13 protein-coding genes are annotated in these 14,194 nt (G+C 72.9%); 7 read left to right on the plus strand and 6 right to left on the minus strand.

The genetic code is table 11. From position 1 onward, the window contains the following. Positions 1 to 223 precede the first annotated feature (223 nt). From ACZ4SF_RS17485 to fxsA, 4 genes are all read left to right on the plus strand, one after another. Positions 224 to 664, plus strand: a complete 441-nt coding sequence (locus tag ACZ4SF_RS17485) for an Lrp/AsnC family transcriptional regulator (protein ID WP_201825251.1) — start codon at positions 224 to 226, stop codon at positions 662 to 664. 52 nt (positions 665 to 716) lie between these two features. Further along, positions 717 to 2,330: an amidohydrolase gene (locus tag ACZ4SF_RS17490; protein ID WP_468384689.1), complete on the plus strand. Its 1,614-nt coding sequence runs from the start codon at positions 717 to 719 to the stop codon at positions 2,328 to 2,330. A gap of 556 nt (positions 2,331 to 2,886) precedes the next feature. Next, on the plus strand, positions 2,887 to 3,681 hold the full coding sequence (locus ACZ4SF_RS17495; RefSeq protein WP_468384692.1) for a polyprenol monophosphomannose synthase: 795 nt from the start codon (positions 2,887 to 2,889) through the stop codon (positions 3,679 to 3,681). Between the two features lie 138 nt (positions 3,682 to 3,819). Continuing rightward, positions 3,820 to 4,371: an FxsA family membrane protein gene (gene fxsA / locus ACZ4SF_RS17500; protein WP_468384695.1), complete on the plus strand. Its 552-nt coding sequence runs from the start codon at positions 3,820 to 3,822 to the stop codon at positions 4,369 to 4,371. A gap of 182 nt (positions 4,372 to 4,553) precedes the next feature. On the opposite strand, the gene ACZ4SF_RS17505 is transcribed toward fxsA, so the two are convergent. From ACZ4SF_RS17505 to yczE, 4 genes are all read right to left on the minus strand, one after another. Further along, entirely contained in the window at positions 4,554 to 4,928 is a 375-nt protein-coding gene (locus tag ACZ4SF_RS17505) for an RNA polymerase-binding protein RbpA (protein ID WP_003977404.1), read from the minus strand. 278 nt (positions 4,929 to 5,206) lie between these two features. Further along, entirely contained in the window at positions 5,207 to 6,550 is a 1,344-nt protein-coding gene (locus ACZ4SF_RS17510) for an MFS transporter (RefSeq protein WP_468384698.1), read from the minus strand. A gap of 54 nt (positions 6,551 to 6,604) precedes the next feature. Beyond that, complete coding sequence (locus ACZ4SF_RS17515; RefSeq protein ID WP_468384701.1) at positions 6,605 to 7,381, minus strand: glycerophosphodiester phosphodiesterase; 777 nt, start codon at positions 7,379 to 7,381, stop codon at positions 6,605 to 6,607. After that, a complete protein-coding gene (yczE, locus tag ACZ4SF_RS17520) occupies positions 7,378 to 8,178 on the minus strand; it encodes a membrane protein YczE (protein WP_468384704.1) in 801 nt (266 codons plus the stop codon). Before yczE ends, ACZ4SF_RS17515 begins: the two co-directional genes overlap by 4 nt. A gap of 64 nt (positions 8,179 to 8,242) precedes the next feature. On the opposite strand from yczE, the gene ACZ4SF_RS17525 reads away from it, so the two are divergent. After that, complete coding sequence (locus ACZ4SF_RS17525; RefSeq protein ID WP_468384707.1) at positions 8,243 to 9,751, plus strand: SCO1417 family PLP biosynthesis transcription factor; 1,509 nt, start codon at positions 8,243 to 8,245, stop codon at positions 9,749 to 9,751. 58 nt (positions 9,752 to 9,809) lie between these two features. Here ACZ4SF_RS17525 and ACZ4SF_RS17530 read toward each other — a convergent pair whose 3' ends face one another. Beyond that, positions 9,810 to 11,423, minus strand: a complete 1,614-nt coding sequence (locus tag ACZ4SF_RS17530) for a hypothetical protein (protein WP_468384710.1) — start codon at positions 11,421 to 11,423, stop codon at positions 9,810 to 9,812. A gap of 39 nt (positions 11,424 to 11,462) precedes the next feature. Continuing rightward, positions 11,463 to 11,657 (minus strand): hypothetical protein, encoded by a 195-nt coding sequence (locus ACZ4SF_RS17535; protein WP_468384713.1) that lies wholly within the window; start codon positions 11,655 to 11,657, stop codon positions 11,463 to 11,465. A gap of 323 nt (positions 11,658 to 11,980) precedes the next feature. Between ACZ4SF_RS17535 and ACZ4SF_RS17540 the strand changes: the two genes are divergently transcribed. Both ACZ4SF_RS17540 and ACZ4SF_RS17545 read left to right on the plus strand, forming a co-directional pair. Continuing rightward, complete coding sequence (locus tag ACZ4SF_RS17540) at positions 11,981 to 12,373, plus strand: ankyrin repeat domain-containing protein (protein WP_161287044.1); 393 nt, start codon at positions 11,981 to 11,983, stop codon at positions 12,371 to 12,373. Positions 12,374 to 12,673: 300 nt separating this feature from the next. Beyond that, a complete protein-coding gene (locus ACZ4SF_RS17545; protein WP_468384716.1) occupies positions 12,674 to 14,092 on the plus strand; it encodes a HEAT repeat domain-containing protein in 1,419 nt (472 codons plus the stop codon). Positions 14,093 to 14,194: the final 102 nt, after the last annotated feature.

The raw sequence follows: 14,194 nt of genomic DNA on the forward strand, positions 1-14,194 counted from the left end.
CCCTAAGGCTGGGCCGTGAAGGCGCTGCGGCCTCGACCACAGCAAGCACTTCCCGTCCGGTCTCGGCGGTAATCACGAGAACATCACGGAGCCCGTTCGAGGCGTGTGGCGTTCATCACATGCCGCGAGTGGGTGCCCGTCCCGGTGCTTTTTCTGCCGAACCGGGAATGACCTGCACCTCCGAGTATCCGCGGAGATCAAGCGCACTGTAGGTTGTGGCGGCATGGAGGAGCTGGACCGTCAGATCGTGCAGCTGCTCGTCAAGGACGGGCGGATGAGCTACACAGACCTGGGCAAGGCCACGGGCCTGTCCACGTCGGCCGTGCACCAGCGGGTGCGCCGGCTGGAACAGCGTGGCGTCATCCGCGGCTATGCCGCGGTGGTCGACCCCGAGGCCATCGGGCTGCCGATGACCGCGTTCATCTCGGTGAAGCCGTTCGACCCCAGCGCCCCCGACGACATCGCCGACCGCCTCGCCGGCGTCCCCGAGATCGAGGCCTGCCACAGCGTGGCCGGCGACGAGAACTACATCCTCAAGGTCCGCGTGTCCACCCCGCACGAGCTGGAGGAACTGCTGGCCCGGCTGCGCTCGCTGGCCGGCGTCTCCACCCGCACCACCGTGGTCCTGTCGACCCCCTACGAGGCACGGCCCCCGAAGATCTGAACCGGCCGCCCCGGTGCCCGGCGTACCCCGTGCACGCGAGAGACTGTGCCCCATGAGTGAGCAGTCCGCCGAGCCCCAGACCGTCCTCCTGCGCCGCGGTGAGGTGCACAGCCCCGCCGACCCCTTCGCCACCGCCATGGTGGTGGAGCGCGGCCAGGTCGCCTGGGTCGGCTCGGAGGGCGCCGCCGACGCCTTCGCCGACGGCGTGGACGAGGTGGTCGATCTCGGCGGCGCCCTGGTCACCCCGGCCTTCACCGACGCCCATGTGCACACCACCGCCACCGGCCTCGCCCTGACCGGCCTGGACCTGTCCGGCACTCCCTCGCTGGAGGCGGCCCTCGCGCGGATCCGCGCGTTCGCCGCCGCCCGCCCCGGCGACCGGGTCCTGCTGGGCCACGGCTGGGACGCGGCCCGCTGGCCCGGCGGCCGCCCGCCGACCCGCGCGGAACTGGACGAAGCCACCGGTGGACGCCCGCTCTACCTGTCCCGCATCGACGTCCACTCGGCCGTCGTCACCACGGCACTGCTGGACCTGATCCCCGCCGACGTCCCCCGCACGGACGCCCCGCTCACCCGGGACGCCCACCACGTCGTCCGCGAGGCCGCCCTCGCCGCCGTCACCCCGGCCCAGCGCGCCGAGGCCCAGCGCACCGCCCTGGACCGCGCCGCCTCCCTCGGCATCGGCACCGTGCACGAGTGCGGCGGCCCGCAGATCTCCTCCGAGGACGACTTCACCGCCCTGCTGCGGCTCGCCGCCGAGACACCGGGTCCCCGCGTGGTCGGCTACTGGGCCGAGCGGGCCGAGCACGGGGTGGCGAAGGCCCGCGAGCTGGGCGCGGCGGGTGCCGCGGGTGACCTCTTCGCCGACGGCGCCCTCGGCTCGCACACCGCCTGCCTGCACGACCCCTACGCCGACGCCGGCCACACCGGCACCGCCTACCTGGACGCCGACGCCGTCGCCGCCCACGTCGTCGCCTGCACCGAGGCGGGTCTGCAGGCGGGCTTCCACGCCATCGGCGACGCCGCCGTGTCCGCCGTGGTCGAGGGTGTGCGCGCCGCCGCCGAGAAGGTGGGCCTCGCCCGGATCCGCGCCGCCCGGCACCGCGTCGAGCACGCCGAGATGCTCACCCCCGAGACCGTCGCCGGCTTCGCCGAGCTGGGCCTGATCGCGTCCGTCCAGCCCGCCTTCGACGCACTGTGGGGCGGTGCGGACGGCATGTACGCCCAGCGCCTGGGCGCCGAGCGGGCCCGCACCCTCAACCCGTACGCCGCGCTGCTGCGCGCCGGCGTACCCCTCGCGTTCGGCTCCGACAGCCCGGTCACCCCGCTCGACCCGTGGGGCACGGTCCGCGCCGCCGCCTTCCACCACACGCCCGAGCACCGGATCTCCGTCCGCGCCGCGTTCACCGCGCACACGCGCGGCGGCTGGCGGGCCGTCGGCCGGGACGATGCCGGGATCCTGGTCCCCGGCGCGCCCGCGGACTACGCGGTCTGGCGCACCGACGAGCTGATCGTCCAGGCCCCCGACGACCGGGTCGCCCGCTGGTCCACCGACCCGCGCTCCGGCACCCCCGGCCTGCCCGACCTGACTCCGGGCCGTGACCTGCCGGTCTGCCTGCGGACAGTGGTGGGCGGACGGACGGTGTTCGTACGGCCGGGCGAGTGATCTCCTGGGGTGGCGCGGCGGGCGCCCAGCGCCGCGGCCCCGCCGCCCTACCTGCGCATCCTCTGCAAGGGCCGCCGTGTCCCCGGTGTCTGCCCTGGTCAGACGGCTGTTGACAGTCGGCGCCCGGGGGCCGGTAGGTTCGTCCGAGTCCACCACCGGACGCCCGACCGGGGAGCGTTCAGACGGCTCGTCGCAGCGCCGCTGGGTCAGGGACGGTGTGCCGCACCGGGGCACCGTCACTGGGAGCCAGGCTCAGCGCCCGCGCCGACGAGGGAACGTTCCAGATGGCCGGCCAGGTGTGACCCGGGTGGGGCCCGCGTGCTCAGTAGACAACGGCTTCGGTCGACCCGCAGCCAGCGGGTCCCAGGTCGGCCCGAAGGGCGCCGGGCCCCCATCCGCCGCGCCGGGCGGTGCCGGGGCATGATGGGGACGGCGCCAAAAAGCAGGCTCTTACCCCGTTCTTGAGGAATTGACACCACCATGCGCATGAGCCGTCACGTCTTCCCAGGCCGCGGCCACTATGGTGGACCTCTGCGTACGACATGAAGGGGCAGCAGTGAACGACGGCGACGGGACCCTCGCGGCCACGGCCCAGGGGAGGCAGTTCGGTCCGCTCGGCACGGCCTTGGTGATCATCCCGACCTACAACGAGGCGGAGAACATCAAGACCATCGTCGGCCGGGTGCGCAGGTCCGTCCCCGAGGCGCACGTGCTCATCGCGGACGACAACAGCCCCGACGGCACCGGGAAGCTCGCCGACGAGCTGGCCGCCGAGGACGACCAGGTCCACGTGCTGCACCGCAAGGGCAAGGAAGGCCTCGGCGCCGCCTACCTCGCGGGTTTCCGCTGGGGCCTGGAGCGGGACTACGGCGTGCTGGTCGAGATGGACGCCGACGGCTCCCACCAGCCCGAGGAACTGCCCCGGCTGCTCACCGCCCTCAAGGGCGCCGACCTGGTCCTCGGCTCCCGCTGGGTGCCCGGCGGCCGGGTGGTGAACTGGCCGAAGTCCCGGGAGTTCCTCTCGCGCGGCGGCTCCACCTACTCGCGGCTCATGCTCGATGTGCCGATCCGGGACGTGACCGGCGGCTTCCGGGCGTTCCGCCGCGAGACCCTGGCGGGCCTCGGCCTCGCCGAGGTCGCCTCGCAGGGCTACTGCTTCCAGGTCGACCTGGCCCGTCGCGCGGTGAAGGCCGGCTACCACGTCGTCGAGGTCCCCATCACCTTCGTCGAGCGTGAACTGGGCGACTCCAAGATGAGCCGCGACATCGTGGTCGAGGCCCTGTGGCGGGTCACCGCCTGGGGCGTCGGCGACCGCTTCGGCAAGCTCACCGGCAAGGGCAAGCAGGGCTGAGGGGCCGGGCAGACCGGACGGAAGGGCCCGCGCGGGCGGGCCGGAAGGGCCGGGGGACCGGCCGGGAAGCCCGGCTCACGGCTTCCGGCTGATCACGCGCTTATCCCGTGCTGAGATGCGTCCAGGCACACTGGGGGCATGACGACTGGCGCTCCCACCACCCCGTACACCACCCGGCCCCGTCGCTCCCGGCTGCGCAGGTACCTGCCGCTCGGCCTCGCCGGATGGCTGGTGCTGGAGATCTGGCTGCTGACCCTGGTGGCGGGCGCGGCGGGCGGCCTCGCGGTGTTCCTGCTGCTCGTCTCGGGCGTCGTGGCCGGCTCCGTGGTCATCAAGCGGGCGGGCCGCCGCGCCTTCCAGAGCCTCAACGAAGCATTGCAGCAGGGCGGTTCACCGGCCCGCGGCGGTGGCAACGGCCTGATGATGCTCGGCGGCCTCCTGCTGATGATCCCCGGCCTGGTCTCCGACGTGGCGGGCCTGCTCCTGCTGCTCCCGCCGGTCCAGAAGGCGGTGAGCCGCTTCGCCGAGAGCGCCCTGGAGAAGAGACTGCGCAAGGCGGCCCCGGGCAGCCTGGGCGACGCCTTCCAGCAGGCCCGGATGCACCGGCCCGACGGCAAGGTGGTGCAGGGCGAGGTGATCAGGGAGGACCGCCCCGGGCCGGGGGAGCAGTGGCCACCGCTGACGCGCTGAGCCGCCGCCGGCGCGGCTGAGCCGCCGCCGGCGCGGCTGAGCCGTCACCGACGGGCTGAGCCGTCAACGGCGGGCTGAGCCGCCGGGGCCGGGCAGGCCTGCGGACGGCGGCATGAAAAACCGCGGGCGCCGTACGTCTTCACGTACGGCGCCCGCGATCGTCGGTGCTGTTGTCGCGCGCGTTACGCGCTCTTGCGGCTGTCCCTGGGGTGAACCGCGATGTTCATCGCCCCCGAGCGCAGAACCGCCAGACGCTCCTCGAGGACCTCTTCGAGTTCCTCACGGGTGCGCCGCTCCATCAGCATGTCCCAGTGGGTACGCGCGGGCTTGGCCTTCTTCTCCTCAGGGCCGTCGCCGTCAACGAGGAGAGCCTGGGCCCCGCAGACCTTGCACTCCCACTCCGGCGGGATCTCCGCCTCGACCGAGAAGGGCATCTCGAAGCGGTGCCCCTTCTCACATGCGTACTCCACGGCCTGGCGCGGGGCCAGGTCGATACCGCGGTCCGTCTCGTAGCTGGTCACCACGAGGCGCGTACCGCGAAGAGCTCGCTCACTCATGAATCGTGCCTCCCGGGCTTGTCGCCCACAGGACAGGTGTCGCTGTCGTCGTCATCCGGTCAACGTCCGGTCGGCGGTAAAGATTCCCGTTCCGAGTCCCGTTCCGGGTCATGCGTCGCCGTCGTAGCCGCCCCTTGTTCTACCCACAGGCGCCCGGTTTGTCACATCTGCTAGCAGATGTCACCCAGCGTTTCGGCATCTTTGACGCGCAGTAACGGTACGCCTGGCAGGCCAAACGCGTACACTACCGCCCTTTCACGCCGAGTGCTAAATCGGCGCTAGATCTTTTCCGGAATCACGTTGCCCGCTTCGCCGATCGCCCGCCGTACCGGGACCCGTGCGAGCAGGACGAAACCGAGGACGAAGAAGGCCACCAGCGAGATGATCGCGGAGCGGTAGCTTCCGGTCAGCTGGTAGGTCACGCCGAACAGCAGCGGCCCGAGCCAGCTCATCCCGCGGTCGCTCATCTCGTACGCGGAGAAGTACTCGGCCTCCTTGCCCGGCGGCACCAGATGGGAGAACAGCGACCGGGACAGCGCCTGGCTGCCGCCGAGGACCAGGCCGATCCCCGCGGCCAGCACGAAGAACCACACCGGCGCCCGCACGGGCAGGAAGTAGCCCGCGGCCAGCGTGACCGTCCACGCCACCAGCGAGCCGAGGATCGTCCGCTGCGCGCCGTACGTCCGCGCCAGCCGCCCCATCGCCAGCGCCCCCGCCACCGCCAGCACCTGCACCAGCAGCACGGCCACGATGAGCGTCGACTGCCCGAGCCCCAGTTCCTCGGAGCCGTACACCGACGCCTGGGAGATGACGGTCTGGATGCCGTCGTTGTAGATCAGGTACGCCAGCAGGAACGCCAGGGTCAGCGGGTACCGGCGCATGTCCCGTACCGTCGCCGCGAGCTGCCGCAGCCCGGGCGCCGTCGCGCCCTCCACGCGCGCGCGGCGGTCGCGCAGCCTGCGCAGCGGGACGAGCGTGAAGGCGCCCCACCACAGGCCGGCCGAGGCCAGGCAGATGCGGACCGCGGCGGTCTCGGACAGGCCGAAGGAGTCGTGCGCCGAGTACAGCACCAGGTTGGCGACGAGAACCAGGGAGCCGGCCGCGTAGCCGAAGGCCCAGCCACGGGAGGAGACGGCGTCGCGCTGTTCCGGCGGGGCGATCTGCGGCAGGTAGGAGTTGTAGAGCATCATCCCGACGGACTGCGCCGCGTTGGCCACGACCAGCAGCGTCCCGCCGAGCAGATAGCGGTCGCCGTCCAGGAAGAACATTCCGGTGGTCGCCGCCGCGCCGGTGTACGCCGCCGCGGCGAGCAGCGGCTTCTTGCGGCCCGTGCGGTCGGCCGCGCTGCCCACGAGCGGCATCACGACGACCGCCACGATCACCGACAGGGAGACCGAGTAGGCGAAGAAGGAGCCCGCGCGGACCGGGATGCCGAGCGGGTGCACATAGCCGTCGGCGTCCGCCGCCCGCTCGGCGACCGCGGTGAGGTACGGGCCGAGGAACACGGTCAGGACGCTGGTCGAATAGACCGAGCACGCCCAGTCGTAGAAGTACCAGCCGCGTTGCTCGCTCCTGAGACCGGCGTCGTCCGCCGCCCGTGTCTGCACGGTGTCCGTACCCACCCGTGCCCTCGCTTCCCCGCTGAATGCGAAGGTTCGGGTCGGGCGGCGGGGCGGTCAGACCCAGACGCCGCGGTCCTCCATGACCTTGCGCAACGTGTCGATGTGATCGGTCATGATGCCATCAACCCCGAGATCCAGGAGCCGGTGCATCCGCTTCGGTTCGTTGATCGTCCACACGTGCACCTGCAGCCCGCGCGCGTGAGCGGCCCGTACGAAGCGGTGGTCGACCACGGGCACGCCCGACTGGGCCTCGGGTACCTGCGCGGCCACGGCCGACCGGCGCACCGCGGCCGGCAGCCCCCAGGAGCGCAGCCGCAGGCTCAGCACTCCGCGGGTGCCGAACGAGGTGGCCAGCCGCGGCCCGGCCAGCCGCTGGGCCCGCAGCACGCGCGCCTCGGAGAAGGAGCCCACGCAGACCCGGTCCCAGGCGTCCCTGCGCTCGATCAGCTCCAGCAGGGGCCGCAGCGCGGGCTCCGCCTTGACGTCGACGTTCCAGCGCACCTCGGGGAAGGTGTCCAGCAGCTCCTCGAACAGCGGCACCGGTTCGCGGCCGCCCACGCGCGCGCGCTGCACCTCGGCCCACGGCAGGTCGGCGATCCGGCCCGCCCCGTCGGTGACCCGGTCCAGAGTGGCGTCGTGGAAGGCGACCAGCAGGCCGTCCGCCGTGGCGTGCACGTCGGTCTCGATGTACCGGTAGCCCAGCTCCACCGCGCGCCGGAACTGCGCCACGGTGTTCTCCAGGCCGTCGGCCGCCCCGCCCCGGTGGGCGAAGGCGATCGGTCCGGGATGGTCCAGGTACGGGTGGCGCGTGGGCGGTGTCGTGAGGGTCACCCCGGCAGTATGGCTCGCGCGGGTGTCGAGGTGGCAACGACCGTGCTGCCTGCCGATGCCGGCGGGACGGCGAACACCCGCAGGAACGCCTGGGCAAGCGGGCCGATGGACACCGCGTACAGCACGGTGCCCACCCCGACGGTGCCGCCCAGGACGAACCCGGTGACCACCACCGCCACCTCGACCGCCGCCCGCATCAGCCGGATCGAACGGCCGGTGCGCCGGTGCAGCCCCGTCATCAGTCCGTCGCGCGGCCCCGGCCCGAAGCGCGCGGCGATGTACAGACCGGTCGCCACGCCGTTCAGCACGATCCCCGCGAGCAGCAGCGGGACGCGTACGGCGAGGGAATGCGCGTCCGGGAGGAGCGCCAGCGCGCCGTCCATGGCGAGGCCGACCACGAACACGTTGGAGACCGTGCCGAGCCCGGGGCGCTGGCGCAGCGGGATCCACAGGAGCAGCACCGCGGCACCCACGACGATCGACACGACTCCGATGCTCAGCCCGGCCAGCTCGGCGAGCCCCTGGTGCAGCACGCTCCAGGGCTCCAGCCCCAGCCCGGCCACCACGAGCAGCGCGGAACTCGCGCCGTAGAGGGCCAGGCCGGCGTAGAGCTGGACCAGCCGGCGTCCGACACGACGGCTGGGCTCCGGCCCGCCGGGAACGGACGCGCCGGACCCGGAACCGTCGGGGTCGCAACCGCCGGGGCCGGAGTCGGCGGTAGCGGACTCGCTGGGAGCGGGGTCGCTGGGAGTGGACACGGGATAACCCCCCTGGGTGGTGGCAGTGGCCTGGCTCATGACACTCTGTGGCTTGGGGTGGAACCCCATCCATGGCCAATTCGGGGAAGGTGGACTGATCGTCATGGCGCATTGGACCTCGGCGGTGGGGGCCGCGCAGCTCGCCCGGCTCCTCAACTCCCAGCAGGACCGCCCGGCCGGCCCCGGCACCCGCCGTCCCCCCGCGTATCGCGCCCTCGCCGACGGCGTCCGGCTGCTGGTCCTCGAAGGCCGTGTCCCGGTCGCCGCCCGCCTCCCCGCCGAACGCGAACTGGCCATGGCGCTCTCCGTGAGCCGCACCACCGTCGCGGCGGCCTACGAGGCGCTGCGCAGCGAGGGCTTCCTGGAGTCCCGGCGCGGAGCCGGCAGCTGGACCGCCGTACCGGCCGGCAACCCGATCCCCGCCCGCGGCCTCGAACCCCTGCCCCCGGAGGCCCTCGGCTCGGTCATCGACCTGGGCTGTGCCTCGCTCCCGGCCCCCGAGCCGTGGCTCACCCGGGCCGTACAGGGCGCCCTGGAGGAACTGCCGCCGTACGCCCACACGCACGGCGACTACCCGGCCGGACTGCCCGCCCTGCGCTCGATGATCGCCGAACGCTACACCGCGCGCGGGATCCCCACCATGCCGGAGCAGATCATGGTCACGACCGGCGCGATGGGGGCCATCGACGCCATCTGCCACCTCTTCGCGGGCCGTGGCGAACGCATCGCCGTGGAGTCCCCGTCCTACGCCAACATCCTCCAGCTGATGCGGGAGGCGGGCGCCCGCCTCGTTCCGGTCGCCATGGCCGAGGGCCTGTCCGGGTGGGACATGGACCGCTGGCGGCAGGTCCTGCGCGAGGCCGCGCCGCGCATCGCCTACGTGGTCGCCGACTTTCACAACCCCACCGGGGCGCTCGCCGACGATGACCAGCGGCGCCGGCTGGTGGACGCGGCCCGCTCGGCGGGCACCGTCCTCGTCGCCGACGAGACGATGAGCGAGCTGTGGCTCGACGAGGAGTTCCGGGACGGCGGGATGCCCCGGCCGGTGTGCGGATTCGACCCCGCCGGCTCCACGGTCATCACGGTCGGCTCGGCCAGCAAGGCGTTCTGGGCGGGCATGCGCATCGGCTGGGTGCGGGCGGCGCCGGACGTCATCCGCAGCCTGGTCGCCGCGCGGGCGTACGCCGACCTGGGGACGCCGGTGCTGGAACAGCTCGCCGTGAACTGGCTCTTCAGCACCGGAGGGTGGGAGCAGGCGGTCGAGCTGCGGCGTGTGCAGGCGCGGGAGAACCGGGACGCTCTGGTGGCCGCGATCCGCCGGGAGCTGCCCGACTGGGAGTTCGAGGTGCCGCGGGGTGGCCTGACCCTCTGGGTCCGTGCCGGCGGCCTCTCCGGCTCCCGCCTCGCCGAAGCGGGCGAACGTGCCGGCGTCCGCGTCCCGTCGGGCCCCCGCTTCGGTGTCGACGGCGCGTTCGAGGGCTATGTCCGCCTTCCGTTCACCGTCGGGGGAGCGGTGGCGGAGGAGGCGGCCGCGCGGCTTGCTGCCACGGCCCGGCTGGTGGAGTCGGGGGCGACGGGGACGACGGAGGCGCCGCGGACGTTCGTGGCCTAAGGCCCCTAGGGGCCTTAGGGGCCGGAGGGGTGTAGGGGCGTGAGGACCGGGGGCGCGTCTAGGACGACTCGGCCGCCACGGGCTCTGCGGTCGCCGGTGTCTTCCGCAGCGCCGCCTTCGAAGGATCCGTCGGCTCGGCCTCCACGGCGGTGGCTCGCGCGGGAAGCAACTCCAGCACCGCCTGCCGGTCGGCGTCACTCGTGGCGTCGTCGTAGGGATCCGGCGTACGCGGCACCTGAAGCCGGTGCACCGGACCGGACCCCAGCCGGGCGTACCCCCGGCCGGGCGGCACGTGCGCCGGCGTGGTCGTGTGCGGCGGCACTCCCAGCACCGCCTCCACCTGCTGCGGGGCCACGGCCCCGAGCACGACACGCGCGCGCGTGTGCTGTCGTACCCCGTCGCTCAGCGTGTCCATGCTGTCGAACTGCTCGGCCACGACCACGGTCACGTTCGCCGCGCGGCCGTGCCGCAGCGGCACCTGCAGCAGGGTCTGCGGGTCCTTGCGGCCTTCCCTCGCGGCGAGGTGGGTGAAGACGCTCGAGCGGTCCAGCAGGAGCCACAGCGGGCGCCGGGTGTCCTCGGGGGGCGGGTCGCCCGCCTGCCGGGCCAGGTTGATCGCGATGAGCCGGCGCTCGGTCTCCTGCGCCGCCCACTCCAGGCTGGCCAGAACCCCGGCGAGGGCGCATTCCACGGCCAGGACGCCGCTTCGGCCGGTCAGGCAGGAGTACTCGCCGGTGCCGCCGCCGTCGACGATCAGCACATCGCCGTACTGCAGGGCCTGCAGGGCGATGGAGCGCATCAGGCTGGATGTGCCGCTGCCGGGCTGGCCCATGGCCAGCAGGTGCGGCTCGGTGGAGCGGATGCCGGTGCGCCAGACGACCGGCGGAACGTCGATCTGTTCCTCCCCGTAGGAGAGGGGGAGCGTGCGCTGGACCTCGCTCGGGTCGGTGAAGCCGAGGACGGTCTCGCCGGGCGCGGTGACGAAGTGCTGGGCCGGGATGTCGGCGGGCAGCGGGGCGAGGGCGGTGACGGTGAGCTGGTTGCCCGCTTCGTCCCACGCGAAGTGGTACTCGCGGCCGCGCCCGGCCTTCGTGGTGAGCAGCAGCTCGATCCGCGCGCGGGCCGGGGACTCGCCGTCCGGGAAGTAGGCGGGGTAGCGGATCACGAGGTGGCCGACGCGCCCGGCGTCGTCGAACTCGGGAGCCGAGAAGACCTTCTCCCAGTCCCCGCCGTGCGTGTACAGCGGCGCCGGGTCATCGGGGCCGCAGAAGTGCGGAACCAGGGCCTCGTACAGCGACTGCAGCCGTTCGGTCTGGGACTCGTCGGGCCCTTCGGGCTCCGACGCGGTGCGGTCGCGGCCCTGCCAGGCCGCGGCCGCCATCACGGTGATGACGGCGAGCAGCGGTCCGTACGGCACCAGGGCCACGACCAGGAACAGGGAGGCCACCAGGAACAGCAGTGGCCCCCGTCTGTCCTTGGGCGTGTCCGCCCACTTGCGCCGCCCGGCCGAGGCCAGCCGGCGCAGCCCGCGCGTGACGGTGATCAGCGGGTGGAGGACGTCGGTGGCGCTGTCGGCCGCCGTCCGGGCCAGCTCCCGGCTCCGGGCGATCTGCGTCCGGGCGATCTGGGCGCTGTCCTTGCTCAGGATGCGGGGGAGAGGGCGCCGGGCCACTGCTGTCTCCTGATCGTGCGTGCGGGTGGGCTGGCGGGATCAGAACTTGAGGCCGCCGAGGAGGCTGGCCAGGCTCTCGCCGCCGGCTTTGATGCTCGGAGCGATGGCCGTGCTCGACAGGTAGAAGCCGAACAGGGCCGAGACCGTGGCGTGCGAGCCCTTCAGCCCGTCCTTGCGGAAGAAGAGAAAGACGACGATGCCGAGCAGGAACACGCCTGACAGGGAGAGGATCATTTCGGGCCTCCTGGTGTCGAAGGTGGGGGACAGTCACCATGAGTTCTTCCAGGATCACAGGATGTATCCATACGATTAAAGGTGCAACTGGGTGAAAAGGGGTAGATATCCCCCACTCGGCGGAGTTCGTCCTGGCCCTGCTGACCAGGTCAATTGCCGCAGAAGTGGGCCGTCGGTGATCTTTACCTCGGGCACATCGGGTCATGTGCCGCGGGAGCCAGTACGCTGACGATTCACTCGTACGGCCGCGTTCCGCGCGCTGCCGTACGCTCGCTCAGTCCCCGAAGCAGTCCCCGAACGCGCAAGGAGAGGCGGTCCGGCCGATGAGTGAAGCCCCCGACCCCGAGGTCGTGGAGCTGGCGACCAAGATCTTCGATCTGGCCCGGCAGGGGCAGACCGAGGCGCTCGTGGCGTATGTCGACGCCGGTGTTCCGGCCAACCTCACCAACGACCGCGGCGATTCCCTGGTCATGCTCGCCGCCTACCACGGCCATGCCGACGCGGTGCGCGCGCTGCTCGCCCGCGGCGCGGCGGCGGACCAGATCAACGACCGGGGTCAGACCCCGCTCGCGGGTGCCGTCTTCAAGGGCGAGACGGACGTGATCAAGGCCCTCCTGGAGGGCGGAGCCGATCCTTCCGCGGGCACGCCGTCGGCCGTCGACACGGCCCGGATGTTCGGCAAGGCGGAACTCCTGGAACTGTTCGGCGCACACTGAGCCGAGCGTCCTGACCAGGTACGACACGGAAAACGGGGGAGGCGGTAAGAGGCCGCCGGAAATACGGTCGCGGCAGCACACACCGCGGGTCATCATGACGACGTGATTCACGGACGCGATGGCTGGGCAGGTGATGCCGCACCGCGCGGACCGTGATGCGGTCCGCATGGGCCACCGACGAGAGGCAGAGAGAGATGGTCTACAGCAAGCAAGAGACGGCGGGCGCTCCGACGTTGTGTCACGCGGCCAGGTAGTGCGTGTTCCCCGGTTGCGTCGACGCTTGATGTGAGGCTGTTTCCCATGTTCGATCCGGTCATAGCGCCCAGCGGTACGCTGCTCGGGCTGCTCCAGCGCGGCCGTGGCGACGGCACGCTGCACGCGCTCACGGCCCCGCGCGCCGAAGCGCTCGCGGCCCTGAACCACTGTGTGCTGCGCGACCCCCGCCACGACTGGCAGGTGGAGAACCGCTCCCTGTACTACGCCCGCCTCTACCTCGATCTGAACGGCGAGCTGGACGCCGTGGAAGCGCACTTGTTCGGTCCCGAGGACGTCCTCGACACCGACGAGTCCCGCACCGGGCTCGCCCTGGCGGTGCTCGGGCATCTCGCCTCGTACGGCAGGCGGGACGCCCTCGAACTGCTGCGCAGGTACGCCGCTCACGGCTCCAGCTGGGCGTGGGCCCTGGACGAGCTGGCCCTGCGGGACGACGACGCGGGCCTGCGCGCCCTCGCCGCCCCCGTCCTGGCCCGCTTCGCCACCGATCCCGAGGGCGAGGCCGAGCTGGCCGCCGCCGTGCGCGACGCCTTCGAGCCGCGGCCCTGGCGGCTGTGGGCCGACGATCCGCGGGAATCGATCGCCACGCGCGTGCGTGCCGCCCAGGAGACCGGCTGCTTCGACCGGTGGCAGCGGCAGATGCGGCCCACCGGGCCGCGGCCCGGCTGGAGCGTGCGCGCCGTCTTCGAGTGGGCCCAGCAGGGCCTGGAGCGCGGCGCCGCCCTCCATGTGCCCGCCGCCCGCTGCCTGGTCGCCGTGGCCGGCCCCGAGGACCGGCCCGAGATCCTGCAGGCCGCCAGGCACGGCGGCGACGGAGCCCGCTGCACCGCGCTGCGCTACCTCGCCGACGGCAACGACCCCGACGCCCTCGGCCTGATCGAGACCGCGGTCGTCGACGGTACGGCCGTCGTCGTGGAGGCCGCCGTCGACGCCTTCGAACGGATGCGCAGCGTCGCCGCCGTCGACCGCGCGCGCGGCTGGGCCCAGCGCCCCGACGCGCTCGGCGCCGCCGCCGGCCGCATGCTCGCCTGCCGCGGCGGCGCACAGGACCGCGACCTGGTCCTCGGCGCCCTCCGTGAGGCCGTGCGCGGCGAAGGCCCCGACGCACCCACCCTGTGGACCCTCGTAGACGGCGCCGGACGCCTCGGCATCGCCTGCGCCGCGCCCGTCCTGCGCCACATCTACCGCGAGACGGCCTCCTCCCACCTCCGCGGTCGCGCCGCCCGCGCCCTGACCGCCACCGATCCCTCCTTCGCCACCGGATTCGCCGTCGAATGCCTGTGGGACTGCGAGGAGACCACCCGAGAACTCGCCGCCCGGCACGCCGAGACCGGTGACGCCCGGGTCGTGGAGCGACTGCGCCGCCTGGCCGCGGATCCGGCCGAGGAGGCCGAGGTACAGACGGCGGTGCGCAGCCGTATCGGACCCGACGCGGCCCTCGACTGAGCCCCGCACAGGCCGGTCCTCACCCGCACCTCCCGCCCGGGCGGACCACCGCCCGCCGGGTGAACACCGGGTGGCCCGCAGGTCAGGCGGCCATGACGGCCG

The sequence above is a fragment of the Streptomyces sp. NPDC027663 genome, from assembly GCF_055566415.1.